Origin of the sequence: Streptomyces sp. NPDC002935, from assembly GCF_040611295.1 — a bacterium.
Lineage (GTDB): Bacteria > Actinomycetota > Actinomycetes > Streptomycetales > Streptomycetaceae > Streptomyces.
Map to the genome: position 1 here is coordinate 122,926 of NZ_JBEXNW010000005.1, position 17,867 is coordinate 140,792.

Annotated in this window: 13 protein-coding genes; 3 read left to right on the plus strand and 10 right to left on the minus strand. The window is 69.8% G+C overall.

Going from position 1 to position 17,867, the window contains the following annotated elements; translation table 11 throughout:
• Nucleotides 1–5: 5 nt before the first annotated feature.
• The 3 genes from ABZX90_RS08250 to ABZX90_RS08260 form a co-directional block, all read right to left on the minus strand.
• Nucleotides 6–1,331, minus strand: a complete 1,326-nt coding sequence (locus tag ABZX90_RS08250) for an ABC transporter substrate-binding protein (RefSeq protein WP_351129375.1) — start codon at nucleotides 1,329–1,331, stop codon at nucleotides 6–8.
• 101 nt (nucleotides 1,332–1,432) lie between these two features.
• Entirely contained in the window at nucleotides 1,433–3,106 is a 1,674-nt protein-coding gene (locus tag ABZX90_RS08255) for an alpha-amylase family glycosyl hydrolase (protein WP_355202550.1), read from the minus strand.
• A gap of 163 nt (nucleotides 3,107–3,269) precedes the next feature.
• Nucleotides 3,270–4,544: an ABC transporter substrate-binding protein gene (locus ABZX90_RS08260; protein ID WP_351129369.1), complete on the minus strand. Its 1,275-nt coding sequence runs from the start codon at nucleotides 4,542–4,544 to the stop codon at nucleotides 3,270–3,272.
• Between the two features lie 222 nt (nucleotides 4,545–4,766).
• On the opposite strand from ABZX90_RS08260, the gene ABZX90_RS08265 reads away from it, so the two are divergent.
• From ABZX90_RS08265 to ABZX90_RS08275, 3 genes are read left to right on the plus strand one after another with little or no spacing between them, the layout of a single operon-like run.
• Nucleotides 4,767–5,282, plus strand: a complete 516-nt coding sequence (locus ABZX90_RS08265) for a PadR family transcriptional regulator (RefSeq protein WP_261703380.1) — start codon at nucleotides 4,767–4,769, stop codon at nucleotides 5,280–5,282.
• Nucleotides 5,279–6,091 (plus strand): ABC transporter ATP-binding protein, encoded by an 813-nt coding sequence (locus ABZX90_RS08270; protein WP_355202555.1) that lies wholly within the window; start codon nucleotides 5,279–5,281, stop codon nucleotides 6,089–6,091. The genes ABZX90_RS08265 and ABZX90_RS08270 overlap by 4 nt, the downstream gene beginning before the upstream one ends.
• Before the next feature lies 1 nt (nucleotide 6,092).
• Nucleotides 6,093–8,384, plus strand: a complete 2,292-nt coding sequence (locus tag ABZX90_RS08275; RefSeq protein ID WP_355202558.1) for an ABC transporter permease — start codon at nucleotides 6,093–6,095, stop codon at nucleotides 8,382–8,384.
• Nucleotides 8,385–8,448: 64 nt separating this feature from the next.
• Here the strand turns inward: ABZX90_RS08275 and pgi are convergent, their stop codons facing one another.
• The 7 genes from pgi to ABZX90_RS08310 form a co-directional block, all read right to left on the minus strand.
• Complete coding sequence (gene pgi / locus ABZX90_RS08280; RefSeq protein ID WP_355202560.1) at nucleotides 8,449–10,101, minus strand: glucose-6-phosphate isomerase; 1,653 nt, start codon at nucleotides 10,099–10,101, stop codon at nucleotides 8,449–8,451.
• A 529-nt stretch (nucleotides 10,102–10,630) separates the two neighbouring features.
• Nucleotides 10,631–10,966, minus strand: a complete 336-nt coding sequence (locus ABZX90_RS08285; protein WP_003957010.1) for an RNA polymerase-binding protein RbpA — start codon at nucleotides 10,964–10,966, stop codon at nucleotides 10,631–10,633.
• Nucleotides 10,967–11,202: 236 nt separating this feature from the next.
• Nucleotides 11,203–11,439: a preprotein translocase subunit SecG gene (gene secG, locus ABZX90_RS08290; protein WP_351131780.1), complete on the minus strand. Its 237-nt coding sequence runs from the start codon at nucleotides 11,437–11,439 to the stop codon at nucleotides 11,203–11,205.
• A 98-nt stretch (nucleotides 11,440–11,537) separates the two neighbouring features.
• Nucleotides 11,538–12,314 carry a triose-phosphate isomerase gene (gene tpiA / locus ABZX90_RS08295; RefSeq protein ID WP_355202564.1) on the minus strand — a complete coding sequence of 259 codons (777 nt, stop codon included), beginning with the start codon at nucleotides 12,312–12,314 and terminating at the stop codon, nucleotides 11,538–11,540.
• 6 nt (nucleotides 12,315–12,320) lie between these two features.
• Nucleotides 12,321–13,532 carry a phosphoglycerate kinase gene (locus tag ABZX90_RS08300; RefSeq protein ID WP_351131782.1) on the minus strand — a complete coding sequence of 404 codons (1,212 nt, stop codon included), beginning with the start codon at nucleotides 13,530–13,532 and terminating at the stop codon, nucleotides 12,321–12,323.
• A 128-nt stretch (nucleotides 13,533–13,660) separates the two neighbouring features.
• Nucleotides 13,661–14,671 carry a type I glyceraldehyde-3-phosphate dehydrogenase gene (gap, locus tag ABZX90_RS08305; RefSeq protein WP_351131783.1) on the minus strand — a complete coding sequence of 337 codons (1,011 nt, stop codon included), beginning with the start codon at nucleotides 14,669–14,671 and terminating at the stop codon, nucleotides 13,661–13,663.
• 191 nt (nucleotides 14,672–14,862) lie between these two features.
• Complete coding sequence (locus ABZX90_RS08310; RefSeq protein WP_351131784.1) at nucleotides 14,863–17,820, minus strand: M14 family zinc carboxypeptidase; 2,958 nt, start codon at nucleotides 17,818–17,820, stop codon at nucleotides 14,863–14,865.
• Between the last annotated feature and the right edge of the window lie 47 nt (nucleotides 17,821–17,867).

The following is a 17,867-nucleotide window of genomic DNA, read 5'->3' on the forward strand; positions in this document are numbered from 1 at the left end:
CGCGATCAGCCCTTGTACGCCTTGGCCGCCGCGCTCTCCAGCTCGGCCGCGGTCCCCTTCGGGTCGGACGGGTCGCGCAGGAAGTCCTGGAGGATCTTCCACTCGCCGGCGCCCTTGGTGCCGCCGAACGCGGCCGGGGCCTGGTCGGACATGTCGAAGCGGACCGAATCCCCGGCCGCGACGAGGGACTTGGCGGTCTCGCGGGTGACGTCGTCACCGTAGGAGGCGAGGTCGAGCTTCTTGTTCGGGGACAGGAAGCCGCCCGCCCCGGCCCAGACCGCGGACGCCTCGGGGGTCGTCAGGTACTCCAGGAACCGCATGGCGGCCTTCCGGTTCTTGCCGTCTTTGAGGACGACGGCCGCGTCGCCGCCGCTGACCACGGGGGCCTTGCCGCCGGCGACCGCCGGGAAGGGGAAGAAGTTCGCGTCCTCGCCGATCTTCCTGCCGAACTGGTCCTTGGCGACGCCGGCGACGAAGTCGCCCTCGTAGACCATGCCGGCCTGGGGCTTGGGCCCGAAGACCTTCTCGACGGAGCCCGGGAAGTCGGTGTTCAGGGCCCCGTTCTGCCCCCCGGCCATCAGCTGCTTGTCCTTGAAGAGCTTGCCGAGGGTGGTGAGGGCCTCGACCACCGTCGGGTCGGTCCACTTGATCCTGTGGGTGGCCAGGGCGTCGTACTTCTCGGGCCCGGCCTGGGAGAGGTAGATGTTCTCGAACCAGTCGGTGAGCGTCCAGCCGTCCTGTCCGGCGACGGAGAAGGCGGCGAGACCCGAGTCGGAGACCGTGTGCCCGGCCTTCAGCATCGCGTCGTAGGTCGTCGGCGGTTCGACGCCCGCCTGGTCGAGGGCGTCGGGGCTGTACCAGACCGTGGACTTGTGAGCGGCCTTGAAGTAGAGCCCGTACAGCGTGCCGTCGACGCTGCCGTAGTCCTTCCACACGCTCGCGTAGTTGGCGTCGACCGCCGTTCCGGCCGTCTTGGACAGCGGCTCCAGCCAGCCCTGCTTCGCGAACTGCTGGAGCACGCCGACCTGCGGGACCATCACCACGTCTGGGGCCTTGCCGCCCTCGATCTTGCTGCCGATGACGGTGGAGACGTTGTCGCCGGTGGAGACGAACTGCGTCTTGGCGCCGGTCTTCTCGGTGAAGGCGTCCAGCACCTTCTGGAAGTTCTTCTGCTCGCTGCCGGACCAGACACCGGCCACGGTGATCGTCTGGCCGTCGAGCGACTTGTCGCCGCCGCCCGCGGAGACGGGGCCGCCTCCGCAGGCGGTCGCGCCGAGCGCCAGGGCGAGGGCGGTGCAGCCGGCGAGCAGGGTCGTACGTCGTCGCATCATCGTTGATGTCCCTTCGGAGAAATGGAAGTTGACGGATCGTCAAGGAGGGGGAGGAGCGGGGCTCGGAGGGAGGGTCGTGGACCCGAACTCGGTCGGAGGGCTCAGGGATGGGTGGAGTCGCTGATCCACCAGGCGGCCGTCGAGCCGGGCAGGACGCCGGGCGCGCAGGGGCCGCTGGAGAGCAGCGGGGTTCCGGAGACCGGCGCGGGCATAGGTGCCGAGCCGAAGTTGACGGCGCACACCAGGCCGTCGCCGCGGACGAAGCCGAGGACACCGGGCTGGGTGTCCAGCCACCGCAGCTCGCCCTCCCCCAACTGGGGTAGTCCGGAGCGCAGTTGGAGTCCGTCGCGGTAGAGGTGCCAGAAGGAGCGGGTGTCGGCGAGGGCGCGGTCGGTCGCGTACTCGGCGAAGTAGGCGGGCTGCGGCAGCCACGGCTTGGCGCTCTCCGCGCCCGAGGTGAAGCCGAACGGCGACGCGTGCCCCGACCACGGCAGCGGCACCCGGCAGCCGTCGCGGATACGTGCGCGGCTTCCGGTCCGGCGGAATATCGGATCGGTGAGCACGTCGTCGGGAAGGTCGACGACCTCGGGCAGTCCGAGCTCCTCGCCCTGGTAGATGTACGCGGCTCCGGGCAGCGCCAGCATCAGCAGCGCCGCGGCACGAGCGCGGGCGGCACCGAGACCGCTGCCCTCGGTGCCCAGTTCGCCGTAGCGGGTGACCGTGCGGACCTGGTCGTGGTTGTTGAGCACCCAGGTGACCGTCGAGCCGGTGCCCGCGATGTCCTGCATGGCCTCGGAGATGACCTTGCGGAAGGCGTCGGCGTTCCAGGGCGCGCTCAGCAGGTCGAAGAAGAAGGCCTGGTGCAGCTCGTCGTGGCGTACGTACCGGGCGTGTTCGCGGGCGGTCGGCACGGAGACCTCGCCGACGAGCAGCCGTTCCCGGCCGTCCTCGGCGGTGTACTCCTCGCACACCGACCGCCAGTGGCGCCAGACGTCGTGGACCTCCGGCTGGTTCCAGGCGAGCGGGTTGACCGAGTCGCGGGTGCGGGCGTCGGCCTCGGGGTCGGGCGAGTCCGGCAGGCCGGGGTGCTTGTAGAGCCCGGCGGCCACGTCGATACGGAAGCCGTCGACGCCCCGGTCGAGCCAGAAGCGCAGTACGTGGTCGAAGTGGCTGCCGACCTCGGGGTTGCGCCAGTTCAGGTCGGGCTGCTCCGGCGTGAACATGTGCAGGTACCACTGTCCGGGGGTGCCGTCCCGCTCGGTGACCCTGCTCCAGGCGGGGCCGCCGAACATGGCGTGCCAGTTGTTGGGCGGTTCGGCGCCGTCCGGTCCCCGGCCGTCGGCGAAGTGGAAGCGGGCGCGGGCGGTGCTGCCGGGCGCCGGGTCCAGCGCCTCACGGAACCACGGGTGCTCGCTGGAGCAGTGGTTGGGGACGATGTCCAGGAGCACCCGGATGCCGAGGCGCCGGGCGTCCGTCATCAGCAGGTCGAACTCGGCGAGGTCGCCGAAGAGCGGGTCCACATCGCAGTAGTCGGCCACGTCGTAGCCGTGGTCGTGCTGCGGCGAAGGGTAGAAGGGGCTGAGCCAGATGCCGTCGACCCCGAGCTTCTTCAGATACGGCAGTCCGGCCCGGACGCCGGCGAGATCGCCGATGCCGTCCCCGGTGCTGTCCAGAAAGCTCCGGACGTACACCTGGTAGATCACTGCGTCGCGCCACCAGCGGTGCGTGTTGAGCGTCACCCGTTGACCTGTCTGTGCGTGCCTTCGGTTATGCATACATGTTATGTAGGCATGTCGCAGAGATGTCAACGAGTAGACAGGATGGAGCGGAAGGGTGGCCCTTTAAATGCGCATTTATTGGCCTGTCCCGCCCGAGATGAGACGGCGGCGTTACCTAACATGTAACTAGGAAGGTCGCTGGATGCGACGCGGAAGGGGCTCAGCCCCGGCGCGAGATGTCGGCCAGCTCGCGCGCCAGCCGGCGCACGGCGGCCTCGGGCGTCTGCTGCCCGGTCATCGCGTCGTGCACCACGGCCTGCACGGCGAGGCTCACCTGGTCGTAGCGGGGGCTCTTGGGGCGCGGAGCCGCGGCGAGAACACCGGCGCGCAGCGTCGGCAGATACGGGAACTCCCGGACCAGCTCCGGATCCTCGTAGAGGTCGGCCCGTACGGGCGGCAGCGCGCCCTTGGTCAGGACCTGGCGCTGCACCCGTTCACTCGTGAGGTACGCGATCAGACGCGCGGCGGAATCGGGGTGCCCGGCCCGCGCGTTGACCGCGAGGTTCGAACCGCCGAGCACGCTGGTCCCCGGTCCGTCGGGGCCGGGCAGCGGAACCGCGCCGACCTTCCCCGCGACGGCCGATCCCGGGGCGGAGGCGCTGACGTAGGCGTAGGGCCAGTTGCGCAGGAAGAGGAGACGGCCGTCCTGGAAGGCCTGCTTGGACTCCTGCTCCTTGTACGTCAGCGCCTTTTTCGGTATCCAGCCGTCGCGGACGCCGTCCGCGAGGAAGCCGATGCCCTCGCGGGCGGCCGCGGAGTCCACCGTGACGCGCTCGCCCTCGTCACCGAGGATCGTGCCGCCCGCCGAGTAGACCGCCTCGGCGGCGTTCACCGTGAGGCCCTCGTAGGGCAGGAACTGGCCCGCGTATCCGTCGAGTCCGTACTTCGGCGCGATGGTCCTCGCCTGTTTCTCCAGCTCGGCCCAGGTGCGCGGCGGCGCGACGCCCTCCTTGGCCAGGATGTCCTTGCGGTAGAGGAGCAGTCCGGCGTTGGTGACGTACGGGACGGCGTACAGCCTCCCGTCGTACCTCGCCGTGTCGACCACCGGAGGCAGGAAACCGTCGAGCGGGAAGCGGTCGCGGGGCAGCGGGGAGATCCAGCCCGCGGCGGCGAACTCCGAGGTCCACGCGACATCGATGTTGAGGACGTCGAAGCGGCTCCGGTCACCGCCGCGAAGGTCGGTGGTCATCTGCGCGTGGGTCTCGTCCGCGGAATCGGGGAGTTCGACGAGGGTGACCTTCTCGCCGGGGTGCGCTCGGTTCCAGTCGTCGAGCAGCGGCCCGAGATAGTTGGTGAGGTCACCGGCGGTGGCCAGCGTCAGCGGACCGCGTCCGCCCCCGCGCGCCCCGTCGGCGGGCGAACCCGAGGCGACGTAACCGGACAGGACCACCGCGACGACCAGGAGGCCCCTACCGGCGGCGCGTATCCACCGCATAGGTTCCTCCCTGTACACCGGCACCGGGCACCTTCGCCCGGAGTCAGAGGCCATGTATACCTGTTAGGTATGGGCGATACTAGGGCCTGCGGCACATTGGCCCCCCATTCATGGGTGTTCGGCACATGGGCCCGCAACACATGACGAGCATGCCGTGAGCGGCCGGGACGCCCCGGGGGGCGAACCGAGAAAAAGAGAGAGAAGAGGGGGAGGAGAGCACGAGTGCGGCTGCCCCTCCTGGCCCTGCTGGCGCGCGGCCCGGCCCATGGCTACGAGCTCAAGCAGGACCTTGAGCAACTGCTGGGCTCCGCGTACCCTCAGCCGAACGTCGGCCAGATCTATGTGACACTCGGCCGCCTCGAGAAGTCGGGACTGATCGAGGGCGAGGAAGTCGAGCAGTCGAGCCGGCCCAACAAGAAGATCTACCACCTCACCGATGCCGGGCGGGAGGCGCTGCGCGCCTGGTACGAGGAGACGGCGGACGAACCGCGGGTACGGGACGAGTTCTTCATGAAGCTCGCGCTCGCGCCGCAGACCGGTCTCGCCGACCAGATCGCCCTGATCAACAAGCAGCGGCGCCGGTATCTGAACACCATGCGCGAACTGTCGAAGCTCGCCACGACCGAGAACCGGGACAACCGCATCTCCCAGCTGCTCATCGAGGGCGCCATGCTGCATCTGCAGGCCGATCTCGACTGGCTGGAACGCTGCCAGGAGGAGTTGGAGGAGCAGGAATGAGCCGCACCCCTCCCGCGCCGCGCGCCGAGAACCCGTCGGCGCAGCCCGAGAGCCCTTCGCCGCGTGCCGGCGAGCCCGCTGTGCTGCGCGCGGAGAACCTGGTCAAGACCCACTACGGCGAAGGGGCTCCAGCACACGCCGTGCGCGGCGTCGACCTCTCCGTACGGCGGGGCGAGTTCGTGGCCGTCACCGGCCCTTCCGGCGCCGGGAAGTCGACCCTGCTGCATCTGCTCGGCGGGCTCCAGCGGCCGGATTCCGGCAGCATCTGGCTGGACGGCGTCTGCACGGACGGATACGGCGAGGCCCGCTGGGCGGTCGAGCGCCGGCGCCGCATCGGCATCGTGTTCCAGTTCTTCAACCTGGTGTCGAACCTGTCGGTCGCCGACAACGTCGAGCTCCCGGCCCTGCTCGCCGGGGGCTCCCCCAGGCAGGCGCGCGCCGAGCGCGAGCAGTTGCTCGCCGAGCTGGGCCTTCAGGGCAAGGAGCGCAGCATGCCGGGCGAGCTGTCCGGCGGTGAGCAGCAGCGCGTCGCGCTGGCCAGGGCGCTGGTCAACCATCCGCCCCTGCTGCTCGCCGACGAGCCCGCGGGCAGCCTGGACAGCAAGGGCACCCGCGAGGTCACCCGGCTGCTGTCCCGTTTCCATCAGCGCGGCCAGACGATCGTGCTGGTCACCCACGACGCGCGGCTCGCGAGCGCCGCGGACCGGGTGATCAGCTTCTTCGACGGCCGGATCGCCGACGACGCGGAACTCGACGGCACACCGACGCCGGGCCTGGGGATATCCGGCGTACTGGAACTGAAGGACTGACATGCGTGCCACGTTGCGCTGGGCGCACGCCGATCTGCGCACCCACCGGGGTGAGGCGCTGTTCATCGTGCTCGCCACCGCCGGGATCGTCACCTCCCTGCTGCTGGCCGCCGCGCTCTTCGGCTACGCGACCAACCCCTGGCAGCGGGTCTTCACCCAGTCGCACGGCGCGCACGTGTGGATCCACACCGGACCGTCCGCGGACGCGCACAGACTCGCCGACGTGGACGGAGTGGAGTCCGTCGCGGGCCCCTACCCCACGGCCGCGACCGCCGTCGAGTCACGGGGAACCCGCGCCGTGGTCGAACTGCGCGGCGCCACCGAGCAGCCCGCCACGGGGCGCCCGCTGCTCGCCTCCGGACGCTGGCTCGACCCCGCCGAGGCGGACGGCGTGGTGCTGGAGAGCAGCCTCGCCCGGGCACTGTGGGCCGAACCGGGCGACACCCTCACCGTGCCCGGCACCTCCCGGAAGCTGACCGTGCTGGGCGTGGCCGACAGCGCCGAGGCCCGGTACAGCCCGGGCGAGCGGTCGGGCCTGGTGTGGGCGCTCCCGTCGGCGGTCCGGGGCAACGCCGGACGCGCCGGGCAAGTGATCGGGCTGCGGCTGACCGATCCCGGTGACACGGACTACGCGGTCCAGCGGGCCGTCACCCTCCTCGGCGCCGGGGCGGTCACCGAGGTCTCCCCCTGGCAGCAGGCGCGGGCCGAGGCGCAGGGCGACAACCGGCTGCTCGGGCAGGTTCTCGGCCTGTTCGGCCTCGGCGCGCTGGTCGCCGCCGGGCTCGCCGTGCACGGTGCGATCGGCACCCGTATCCGCGGGCATCTGCGGGACATCTCGGTACTGAAGGCGATCGGCTTCACGCCGGGCCAGGTGGTACGGATCTTCCTGCTGCAGCACGTGGCGTTCGCGCTGCTGGGCGCCGTGCTCGCGGGCACGCTCACGCAGGCGCTGGGCAGCCGGGTCCCGGGGCGTCTCGGGGACGCGGTCGGGGTGTGGCAGGGACTGCCGGAACACACCGCGGCGCTCTTCTCGGTGCCCGCGGCCGCGGTGCTGTTCATCGCCGCGACGACGGGGCTCGCCGCGTGGCGGGCCGGCCGGGTGTCACCGGTGCCGGGGCTGCGCGCCGCGGCACCGCTCGGTGGCGGGCTGCCGCGTCTGGCACGCGGGGCGCTCGGGCTGCGACTGCCGTCCGCGTTGGTCCTGGGCTGGCACAAGGCGTTCACCCGCCGGCCGCGGTCGGCGGCCACGGTCGCCCGCCTCGCGCTGCCCCTGCTGCTGATCGTGGTGGCCATGAGCGCCTGGACGACCATCGACCGTTTCCACAGCAGGCCCGAGCAGCTCGGTCTCGCGGCCGCGCTCACCGTCCGGCCGGACGGGAGTCTGAGCGATTCCGGCGTACGGGCCCTGCTCGACCGGAACCCGCAGGTCACCGGCGTCCATCCGGGCATCCAGGTGCCCGCCCTGGTCCCCGGCCAGACCGGCACGATCGCGCTGCGCGGCCTCGGCACACGCCAGGACCCCTACCCGTTCTCGCTGGCCGAGGGCCGCCCCGCGCGGGGACCCGACGAGGCGGTGGCCGGTCAGGGCCTGCTCGATCTGCTGGACGTGCGGGTCGGCGACTGGGTGCGCATGACCGTGGGCGCTCAGCCGCAGATCCTGCACATCGTGGGGCGGAGCATCGAGCCGGAGAACGGTGGCCGGGTCATCTCCACCTCGCTCGACACCCTCCGTGAGAACGACCCGGAACTTCGGCCGACCCTCTACCAGCTCCAGCTGCGCCCCGGCGCGGACCCGCACCGGGTGGCCACGGAGCTGGCCACGGCCGCGCACGGACGCTTCGACGTGCACGCCGTGACCAACCCGGCCGACGGGCTCTCGCCGCTGCGCGGAGTCGTCCTGGGACTGATCGCCGTACTGGCCCTGATCGGGCTCATCGAGCTGCTCACCGCGATCGGCGGCACGGTCCGCGAGGGCGAGCGGGATCTGCTGGCGCTGAAGGCGATCGGGCTGACGCCGAGGCAGATCACCGCGATCACCGTGACGGCCACGGGGTGCACGGCCTTCGCGGCGGTCCTCGTCGGTACGGCTCTGGGGCTGCCCCTCGCGCACTGGCTGATCGATGCCCAGGGCAGGTCGAGCGGCATCGGCGCGGGCGTCGCGCGGGGACCGTCCGCCGTGCTTCTGCTGCTGTTCGGCGGTGCCGCCGTGCTGGGCGCCGCCTCACTCGCCGCCCTGCCCGCCGCCCGAGCGGCCCGCCGCCGGCTGGCGGACACCCTGAGCGCGGCGGCCTGATCGTGATCGCCGGGATTTACGGGAAGCGGGCGGACTCCCGCCGCCCGCTTCCCCGCATTCTGGCCTAACGGCCGCGCAGCGTCCGGTACTTGGCCACGAGCGCCTTGGTCGACTCGTCCAGCCCGGGCACGTCCGCGCCCTCGGTCAGGGCGGGCTCGACCCGCTTGGCGAGCACCTTGCCGAGTTCGACGCCCCACTGGTCGAAGGAGTCGATGTTCCAGATCGCGCCCTGCACGAACACCTTGTGCTCGTAGAGCGCGATCAGCTGGCCGAGGACCGAGGGCGTCAGCTCCCTCGCCAGGATCGTGGTCGTGGGGTGGTTGCCCTGGAACGTCTTGTGCGGCACCAGTTCCTCGGGCACTCCCTCGCCGCGCACCTCGTCCGACGTCTTGCCGAAGGCCAGCGCCTGCGTCTGCGCGAAGAAGTTCGCCATCAACAGATCGTGCTGGGCGACCAGTCCGGGCAGCAGGTCCGCGACCGGCTCGGCGAAGCCGATGAAGTCGGCGGGGATCAGCTTGGTGCCCTGGTGGATCAACTGGTAGTAGGCGTGCTGGCCGTTGGTGCCGGGCGTGCCCCACACCACCGGTCCGGTCTGCCACTCGACCGGAAGCCCGTCACGGTCCACCGACTTGCCGTTGGACTCCATGTCCAGCTGCTGCAGATACGCGGTGAACTTGGACAGGTAGTGCGAGTACGGCAGCACGGCGTGCGACTGCGCGTCGTGGAAGTTGCCGTACCAGACACCCAGCAGACCCATCAGCAGCGGTGCGTTGGCCTCCGCGGGAGCCGTGCGGAAGTGCTCGTCGACCAGGTGGAACCCGTTGAGCATCTCCCGGAAACGGTCCGGGCCGATCGCGATCATCAGCGACAGACCGATCGCCGAGTCGTAGGAGTAACGGCCACCGACCCAGTCCCAGAACTCGAACATGTTGGCCGTGTCGATCCCGAAGTCCGAGACCTTCTCGGCGTTCGTCGACAGCGCCACGAAGTGCCGCGCCACCGCCTCCTGACCGGCCTTCAGCCCGGTCAGCAGCCAGGAGCGCGCGGAGGTGGCGTTGGTGATCGTCTCGATCGTCGTGAACGTCTTCGAGGCGATGACGAACAGCGTCTCCGCCGGGTCCAGGTCCCGCACGGCCTCGTGCAGGTCGGCGCCGTCCACGTTCGACACGAACCGGAGCGTGAGGCCGCGGTCGGTGAACGAGCGCAGCACCTCGTACGCCATCGCCGGACCGAGGTCCGAACCGCCGATGCCGATGTTGACGACGTTCTTGATCCGCTTGCCGGTGTGCCCGGTCCACTCGCCCGAGCGCACCCGCTCGGCGAAACCGGCCATCTTGTCCAGCACGGCGTGCACCGCCGGCACGACGTTCTCCCCGTCGACCTCCACCACCGCGTCCCGCGGCGCGCGCAGCGCGGTGTGCAGCACCGCCCGGTCCTCGGTCACGTTGATCTTCTCGCCCCGGAACATCGCGTCCCGCAGCCCGAAGACATCGGTCGCCGCGGCCAGCTCGCGCAGCAGCCGCAGCGTCTCGTCGGTGACCAGGTGCTTGGAGTAGTCGACGTGCAGATCGCCGACCTGGAGCGAGTAACCGGAGCCGCGCCCGGGATCGGCCGCGAACAGGTCGCGCAGATGGGTGTCCGCGAGCTCCTCGCGGTGCTTGGCCAGAGCTGTCCACTCGGGCGTCTGGTTCAGCCGGGTACGGCTTTCTGCGTTCATCTCGGACTTCCGCCTTCTTTCCTGCCTGTGCTGCTGCGTACCTTGCCCCGCTGCCGGTCCCAACCTAATTGATCAGGGCTGGACGTGAGCTGACGTGGCGCCGTCCTCCGGCTCAACAACAGATACGTCCCGCTTGCCCGCAGGTATCAGCGCGGTGACGGCGAGGGCGCGGTGTACGTCCGCGAACAGTGCCCGCCCGGTGCCCTGCCGGGCCCCGCGGGCCGCCACGCCCGCGGGGCCCGGCAACGCACCGGGCGGGCACCCGAGGTGAGGCGTGCGGAATGCCGAGCCGATACGCCCCACCGTGGATTCCGGGACGCGCTACTGCATCAGCGTGACCCGATGGACGTTCCGGACCATGTTCACCGGTATGCGGGCGCACACGAGAACCCGTCCGCGGCAGCGGCGCACGGGCGCGGCACAGGCATGCGGGCGTGGCAGCACCGGCGGCGGGGCGGGGCCCCGGCCGCGAAGCCGCCCGAAACGGTTCCGGCCAGACACCTGTGGGTGCCTGGCCGGATCTCAACTCCTAGATTTCGCCCCGCAGTTTGGCGAGCGCCTCGGCAAGGATTGCCTCGCCGTCCGCGTCGCTGCGCCGCTCCCGCACGTACGCGAGGTGCGTCTTGTAGGGCTCGGTGCGCGGCGGGTCCGGCGGGTTGTCCCGGTCCTGTCCGGCGGGGAAGCCGCAGCGCGGACAGTCCCAGGTGTCGGGGACCTGCGCGTCGCTGGCGAAGCTGGGCTGCGTCTCGTGCCCGTTGGAGCACCAGAAGGAGATGCGCAGCCGCGGCGCGGACTCGCCGCGCTCGGCCTCGCCCATCGGCCCCGCCCCGACCCGGCTTCCTCGGATCGCGTTGCCACTTGCCACGGTCGTAACTCCCTGCGTGATGGTGCCGCGAAGCGAGTCGGCGTGACGCTTCGCTGCGAGCGCCTCAGTCTACGTAAGGCCCAACGCGCGTCCAGTGATTGGAGTTACATCCCCACCCCTAGACGCAAGCCCCATGATAGGCCGCGCCTGGAGGCGCGTACCGGACATGGGGCCTTACGTGCGGAATGTGCTTGCGTAATGTGCAGTTGTGCTGCCGTACCGATGTCGGGCGGTGATCAGTTGTTGATCTTCATCAGGACGCCGAGCACGACAATGCACGCGAACCAGAGCAGACCGAGCACCACGGTGATGCGGTCGAGGTTGCGCTCGGCGACCGAGGACCCACCGACGGACGACTGCATGCCGCCACCGAACATGTCGGACAGGCCGCCGCCCTTTCCCTTGTGCATCAGCACCAGCAGCATCAGCAGCAGGCTGAAGACGATCAGGGCGATCGAGAACCCCAAAACCACGGCTGGACCAACTTCCTCGGAACTGGATGGACGACGGGGGCCCGGCGCAACAGCACCAGACCCCCGCAAGGGTACGACGAATCGCCGCTACCGCATACTTACTGGTCGCGGAACCGGACGATCTTGACGAACTCGTCGGCGTCGAGGGACGCGCCACCGACCAGAGCGCCGTCGATGTCGGGCTTCGCCATGATCTCGGCGACGTTTCCGGACTTCACCGAGCCGCCGTACTGGATGCGGACCTGGTCGGCCAGCTCCTGGGAGTACAGCTCGGCGAGCTTGGCGCGGATCGCCGCGCAGACCTCCTGCGCGTCGTCGGCGCCGCAGACCTTGCCGGTGCCGATGGCCCAGACGGGCTCGTACGCGATCACGACGGACTCGGCCTGCTCGGCCGGGAGGTCCTTGAGACCGCCCTCGACCTGGCCGAGCGTGTGCGCGACGTGGTTGCCCGCCTCGCGGACGGCCAGCTCCTCGCCCACGCACAGGATCGGGGTCAGACCGTGCTTGTAGACGGCCTTGACCTTGGCGTTGACGACGTCGTCGGTCTCGTCGTGGTACTGGCGGCGCTCGGAGTGGCCGACGGCCACGTACGTGCACTTCAGCTTGGCCAGCATCGAGCCGGAGATCTCACCGGTGTAGGCACCGGAGTCGTGCGCCGAGAGGTCCTGGGCACCGTACTTGATCTTGAGCTTGTCGCCGTCGACCAGGGTCTGCACGGAGCGCAGGTCGGTGAAGGGCGGCAGGACGGCGACCTCACAGGCCTCGTAGTCCTTGTCCGCCAGGGCGAAAGCGAGTTTCTGGACGTGCGCGATGGCCTCGAGGTGGTTGAGGTTCATCTTCCAGTTGCCCGCCATCAGCGGCATACGGGTCGTCATGCGGGGTCAGTCCTCCAGTGCGGCGAGGCCGGGGAGCGTCTTGCCCTCGAGGTATTCGAGGGAGGCGCCGCCACCGGTCGAGATGTGGCCGAATGCATTCTCGTCGAAACCGAGGGTGCGCACCGCGGCGGCGGAGTCACCACCGCCGACGACGGTGAAGCCCTTGGACTCGACCAGCGCCTGGGCGACCGCCTTGGTGCCCTCGGCGTAGTCGGGGTGCTCGAAGACGCCCATGGGACCGTTCCAGAACACGGTCTCGGCGTCGGCGAGCTTGGTCGCGTACAGGGCGCCGGTCTTCGGGCCGATGTCCAGGCCCAGCTGCCCCTCGGGCATCCGGTCGGCGTCGACGGCGGTGTGCTCGGTGGGCGCCTTGGCCTTCAGGTCCGGGAATCCGGGGGAGACCACGACGTCGACCGGGAGCACCAGCTCGACGCCCAGCTTCTCGGCGCGCTCCATGTACTCGGTGACGGCCGGGATCTGGTCCTCCTGCAGCAGGGAGGTGCCGACCTCGTAGCCCTTGGCCTTGAGGAAGGTGAAGGCCATGCCGCCGCCGATCAGGATGCGGTCGGCCTTGCCGAGCAGCTGGTCGATGACCGCGAGCTTGTCGGAGACCTTGGAGCCGCCGAGCGCGACGACGTAGGGCCGCCGGACGTCCTCGGTGAGCTTCTTCAGGACGCCGACCTCGGTGGCGATGAGGTAGCCGGCGTAGTGCGGCAGCCGGGCCGGAAGGTCGTACACGGAGGCGTGCCCCCGGTGCACGGCGCCGAAGCCGTCGCTCACGTAGACATCGGCCAGGGCGGCGAGCTGGTCGGCGAACTCGCCGCGCTCGGTGTCGTCCTTGGACGTCTCGCCGGCGTTGAAGCGGAGGTTCTCGATGACCGCGACCTGGCCGGGCTGCAGACCGTTCACCGCGCCGTGGGCGGCGGGGCCGACCGTGTCCTGCGCGAACGCGACCGGCGCGCCGAGCAGTTCACCGAGTCGCTCGGCGGGCTGGAGCAGGGAGAACGCCGGGTCCGGGGCACCCTTGGGGCGGCCCAGGTGCGAGGCGACGATCACCTTGGCGCCCGCCTCGGCCAGCGCCTTGACGGTGGGAAGGACGGCGCGGATGCGGCCGTCGTCGGTGATGAGGCCGTCGGCCAGCGGCACGTTGAGGTCGGCGCGGACGAAGACCCGCTTGCCGTCCACGCCTTCGGCGAGAAGTTCGTCGATCGTCTGCATAAAGGGACTCCTAGGGAAGGCTCTTGAGATCCGAGAGGGCTGATCGATCACTACGTAGCACAGGGCCCGGACAGCGCGGCGTCGCGCTGCCCGAGCCCTGGCTCACATCGAGGTGCCTGCTCTGGGACTTAGAGCTGGCCGCCGACGAAGACCGTGAGGTCGACGAGGCGGTTGGAGTAGCCCCACTCGTTGTCGTACCAGCCGAGGATCTTCACCGTGTTGCCCTCCTGGACCATGGTCAGGGAGGAGTCGAAGGTGCAGGACGCCGGGTCGCCGACGATGTCCGAGGAGACGATCTGGTCCTCGGTGTACGCAAGGTAGCCCTTGAGGTCGCCGTCATCGGCGGCCTTCTTGAACGCGGCGTTGACCTCGTCCTTGGTGACCTCGCGCTGCAGCGTCACGACCAGGTCGGTGGCCGAACCGGTCGGGACCGGGACGCGCATGGCGATGCCGTCCAGCTTGCCCTTGAGCTGCGGGAGGACCAGGGCGGTGGCCTTCGCGGCACCCGTCGTGGTCGGGATGATGTTCTCGGCGGCGGCGCGGGCACGACGCAGGTCCGAGTGCGGGAAGTCCAGGATGCGCTGGTCGTTCGTGTACGCGTGAACCGTCGTCATCAGGCCCTTGACGATGCCGAAGTTCTCGTCGAGAACCTTGGCCATCGGCGCCACACAGTTGGTGGTGCAGGACGCGTTGGAGATGATGTTGTGGTTCGCCGGGTCGTACTTGTCCTGGTTGACGCCCATCACGATGGTGATGTCCTCGTCCTTGGCCGGAGCCGAGATGAGGACCTTCTTGGCGCCGCCGGCGATGTGCTTCTCGGCGTCGGCCTTCTTCGTGAAGATGCCGGTCGACTCGATGACGATGTCGACGCCCAGCTCGCCCCACGGGATGTCGGAGGGGTTGCGCTCGGACAGGACCTTGATCGTGTGCCCGTCGACGGTGATCGTGTCGGCGGTGTGCGACACCTCGGCCTTGAGTCGGCCCAGGATGGTGTCGTACTTCAGAAGGTGGGCGGTGGTCGCGGTGTCACCCAGGTCGTTGACAGCCACGATCTCGATGTCAGCACCCTGCTCCAGCAGCGCGCGGAAGTAGTTACGACCGATGCGGCCAAAGCCGTTGATGCCTACGCGGATCGTCACGAACCGATCTCCTCGTTAGGTACGCCGACTTAGATGTCGGCGAGTTGTATGGGATGTCCCCGACCGCCTCCGACCCTACCTCCCTGAAGCCCCCGGAGTGACATCCAGTAGGGCCATACACGGCAGGGCGATCCGTACCCGTCAGTAGGGGTACGGATCGCCTTCGCTGTTCATGCGATTGTCACGCACAGTCAGCTATTCAGTGCCGAGAGCGCCTTTCCGATCAGAGCCGCACGGTCGGCCGCCGCGGTGACGTGCTCCAGGCCGAAGCCCAGCAGCACGGAGTCGTCCGTGGTGACCGCTCCGTATGTCTTGAAGAGTTCTCCCGTGCGCGCCCAGTCCCGCAGGACGGCCGGGCTGCCAGCGGGCGCTCCGGCGACGCTCCAGGCACCCAGGGAGGACTCGAAGCCCTCCGTCTCGGTGGCGGTGCCGCCGACGACGAGGGAGGCGTTGTCGACGAGGAGGCCGTGGCCGCCCGCGCTCGGGTCACTGATGTAACTGAACGAGACCTCGATCGACTTGCCGGCGTAGGCGCTCAGGTCGAAGTCGACCTGCTGCCAGCCACTGGAGGCGCCGGTGAAGCTGTTCCACGCACCGCTGGTGCCCGTGTTGGTGCAGCCGGCCGCGTTCAGGGTCAGGTAGTGCTTGATCCAGGGGTGTTCCCGGGCGAGGAAGCCGGCCTCGCACTCGGTGGGGACGGTGGCCGAGGTGGCACCGCCCGCCTCGGGGAGCGTGGTCCAGTCGTCGGCCCCGGTCGTGTGGACCTCGACGACCGCGTGGTCGTAGCCGGGCTCGGTGTCCCACAGGAGCTGAGAACGGAGCGTCGGCTTGGCGGCGGCGCCGACCCCGGTGAGGTCGATGGTGCGGGTGAGTCGCTTGTAGGCATCGTCGGTGTGGACCGCGGCGGCCATGTACGAGCCCGCGTACGGCCCGTAGGGGTTGACGGTCCCGGCGAACTGGCCCGCTCCCGCGCTGGAGGCGAACTGCGGGTACTGCGCGGCGGTGAGCGAGTCCGAGGTGACGCCGTAGGTGCCCGCCGCGTTCAGCGGGTTGCCGGGCGCGTCGCCGAGCGCTCCCGTGGCGCCGCCGAGCTTCCCCGAGCCGGTGAAGCCGCTCGCGCCGGGAGTCGACGTACGGGAGTAGGCGCCCAGGTAGTACTGGCTGAAGTCGTTCGAGAGGGTGCCGCCACCGAGATCGACGCTGCCGCCGGCCAGCTCGCCGGCCTCGACCAGCTTGCCGCCCTCGTTGAGGAAGGCCCGCAGCTGGAGCTGGGTGGCGTTGCCGGGCCGCAGGGCGCCGGTGTAGTGGACGACGGTCCCGAAGTGATCGAGGACGCCGAGCGCGTCCGGCGCACCCTGGGTGGCGACGTCCCAGACGAGGGCCTTCCTGCCGTTGGCCTTCAGCGCGTCGACGTACGTCTGCGCCTGTGTGGCGGTCGCACCTTCCTCGGCGACGACGAGCACGTCGGCCCGCGGCCGCTGGGCCACGGTGTACGTGAAGTGCGGGCTGGAGCTGGGCTTTCCGCTCCTGGTCTCGCCGGTGAACCAGACCTCGACCTTGTCGCCCGGGTCGCCGTCCTTGACCTTGGCGCGGTACTCGTCGAAGTAGAGGTTGTCCGTGCCGCCGTAGGTCTCGCCGCCCCGCCAGGGCCTGAGCGCCATGTCGTGCGTCCGGCCGCCGTCGACGCGGTACTTGAGCTCCTTGTCGCGCACGGACCTGCGGACGACGACGGAGACCTCCTGGTCGGCGCCGCGTGAGTACGACGTGGAGAAGGTGGCGGGGGTGAAGTCGGGGGCCGCGATGCCGACCGAGGAGGACGGCTGGTCGGGGTGGGCCGCCGTCTCGGCGACGGAGAGCGCGAACGGGACGTTCTTCTCGAACTCCTGCTCGATCAGTTTCTCGTCGTCCGGGAACGTGAAGACGGAGGCGCAGTCCGCCGCGTTCCAGGCGTCGTTCGGGTCGAGGTTCGACGCGGTCTGGCAGGTCGACATCTCAGGGGTGAACATCGCTGTGCCGTTGACGTTGCCCGCGTGGCCGTCCGCCTCGCCGTTGGTCGTGTACAGCTCCGAGGAGACCTGGGGGTGGTAGCCCGGGATCGCCGAGTTCTCGGGGGTTCCGGCGAGTGCCTTGTAGAGCACGTCGTCCGGGGTCGGCGTCGCCACCTGCCAGCCCACTCCGTAGAGCAGCAGTTCGGCGGCGGAGTGGTAGTTGATGCCGTACGTGAAGCCGATCCGCTTCTCGAAGGCGTCGAGCGCCTTGGTCTCGGGCTCGGAAGCGGGGCTCGCACCCCGGTAGGTCTCGCTGGTGGGGTTGGGGGACGAACCCTCGTCGTCGTAGCCCCACTTGTAGGCGAAGTTGCGGTTGAGGTCGACGCCGTCACCGGTGGTGATGGCCCCGTCGCCGTTCACGTCCCGCAGGTTCTTGCGCCACTGGCGCTCGTCCGTGCCCTTGAACGTGTAGTCGTAGCCGTCCGGATTGGCCGACAGGACGAACCACAGCTCGGAGGAGTCGACGATCTTCTTGATGCGCTTGTTCGTCGCGTAGTTGTCCAGGTAGTAGTGCATCAGACGCCGCGTCATCTCGGGCGTGATCCACTCGCGCGCGTGCTGGTTGGACATGTACAGCACCGACGGCTTGGCGCCGTCCTTGGTCTTCTTCGCGCCCTTGGTCAGCTTGAGGGCGAGGATGTCCTGGCCGTTCGTGGTCCTGCCGATGGAGACGACCTTGGTCAGGCCGGGGTTGGCCTGACCCGTCCTGATGATCTCCTCCTGGAGGTTGCCCTTCCCGCTGTACGGGCGGAACACCCCCTGGGCGGCGTCCTCGACCCGGTTCTCGGCCTTGGCGGAGAGCGTGTGCTCGGTGAGGTCGACGCCCTGCTTCTCCAGCTTCCGGGCCTGCTTGTCGGTGACGTAGACCTCGACCGTGCTCTTGCCGTTCTTCCAGGTCGCGTCGCCGAGTTCGTGACCGTCCTGGCCGGCCGCGAGCAGCAGGGGTACCTGCTGCTTCGTGACCTCGGCGCGGAACACCTTCACGGCGTTCGCGTCGGGCTCGGGCGAACTGTCGTTCTGCGCCTGGGCGATGGGCGCCATGGCCGCACCGCCCAGCAGGAGCGCGCCGGTAGCGAGGATCGCGCTCGCTCTTCGTCTCATGAGCCCCCCTTGCACTGGTCCGCCACAGCAGCGAACAGATGCCAGGC

What these genes read in the sequence shown, in the direction of transcription:
- ABZX90_RS08300 (WP_351131782.1), bottom strand. Translation starts at nt 13,532, where the DNA reads ATGCAGACGATCGACGAACTTCTCGCCGAAGGCGTGGACGGCAAGCGG.
- pgi (WP_355202560.1), bottom strand. Translation starts at nt 10,101, where the DNA reads ATGAACGCAGAAAGCCGTACCCGGCTGAACCAGACGCCCGAGTGGACA.
- ABZX90_RS08260 (WP_351129369.1), bottom strand. Translation starts at nt 4,544, where the DNA reads ATGCGGTGGATACGCGCCGCCGGTAGGGGCCTCCTGGTCGTCGCGGTG.
- ABZX90_RS08250 (WP_351129375.1), bottom strand. Translation starts at nt 1,331, where the DNA reads ATGATGCGACGACGTACGACCCTGCTCGCCGGCTGCACCGCCCTCGCC.
- ABZX90_RS08275 (WP_355202558.1), top strand. Translation starts at nt 6,093, where the DNA reads ATGCGTGCCACGTTGCGCTGGGCGCACGCCGATCTGCGCACCCACCGG.
- ABZX90_RS08270 (WP_355202555.1), top strand. Translation starts at nt 5,279, where the DNA reads ATGAGCCGCACCCCTCCCGCGCCGCGCGCCGAGAACCCGTCGGCGCAG.
- ABZX90_RS08255 (WP_355202550.1), bottom strand. Translation starts at nt 3,106, where the DNA reads ATGCATAACCGAAGGCACGCACAGACAGGTCAACGGGTGACGCTCAAC.
- tpiA (WP_355202564.1), bottom strand. Translation starts at nt 12,314, where the DNA reads ATGACGACCCGTATGCCGCTGATGGCGGGCAACTGGAAGATGAACCTC.
- ABZX90_RS08310 (WP_351131784.1), bottom strand. Translation starts at nt 17,820, where the DNA reads ATGAGACGAAGAGCGAGCGCGATCCTCGCTACCGGCGCGCTCCTGCTG.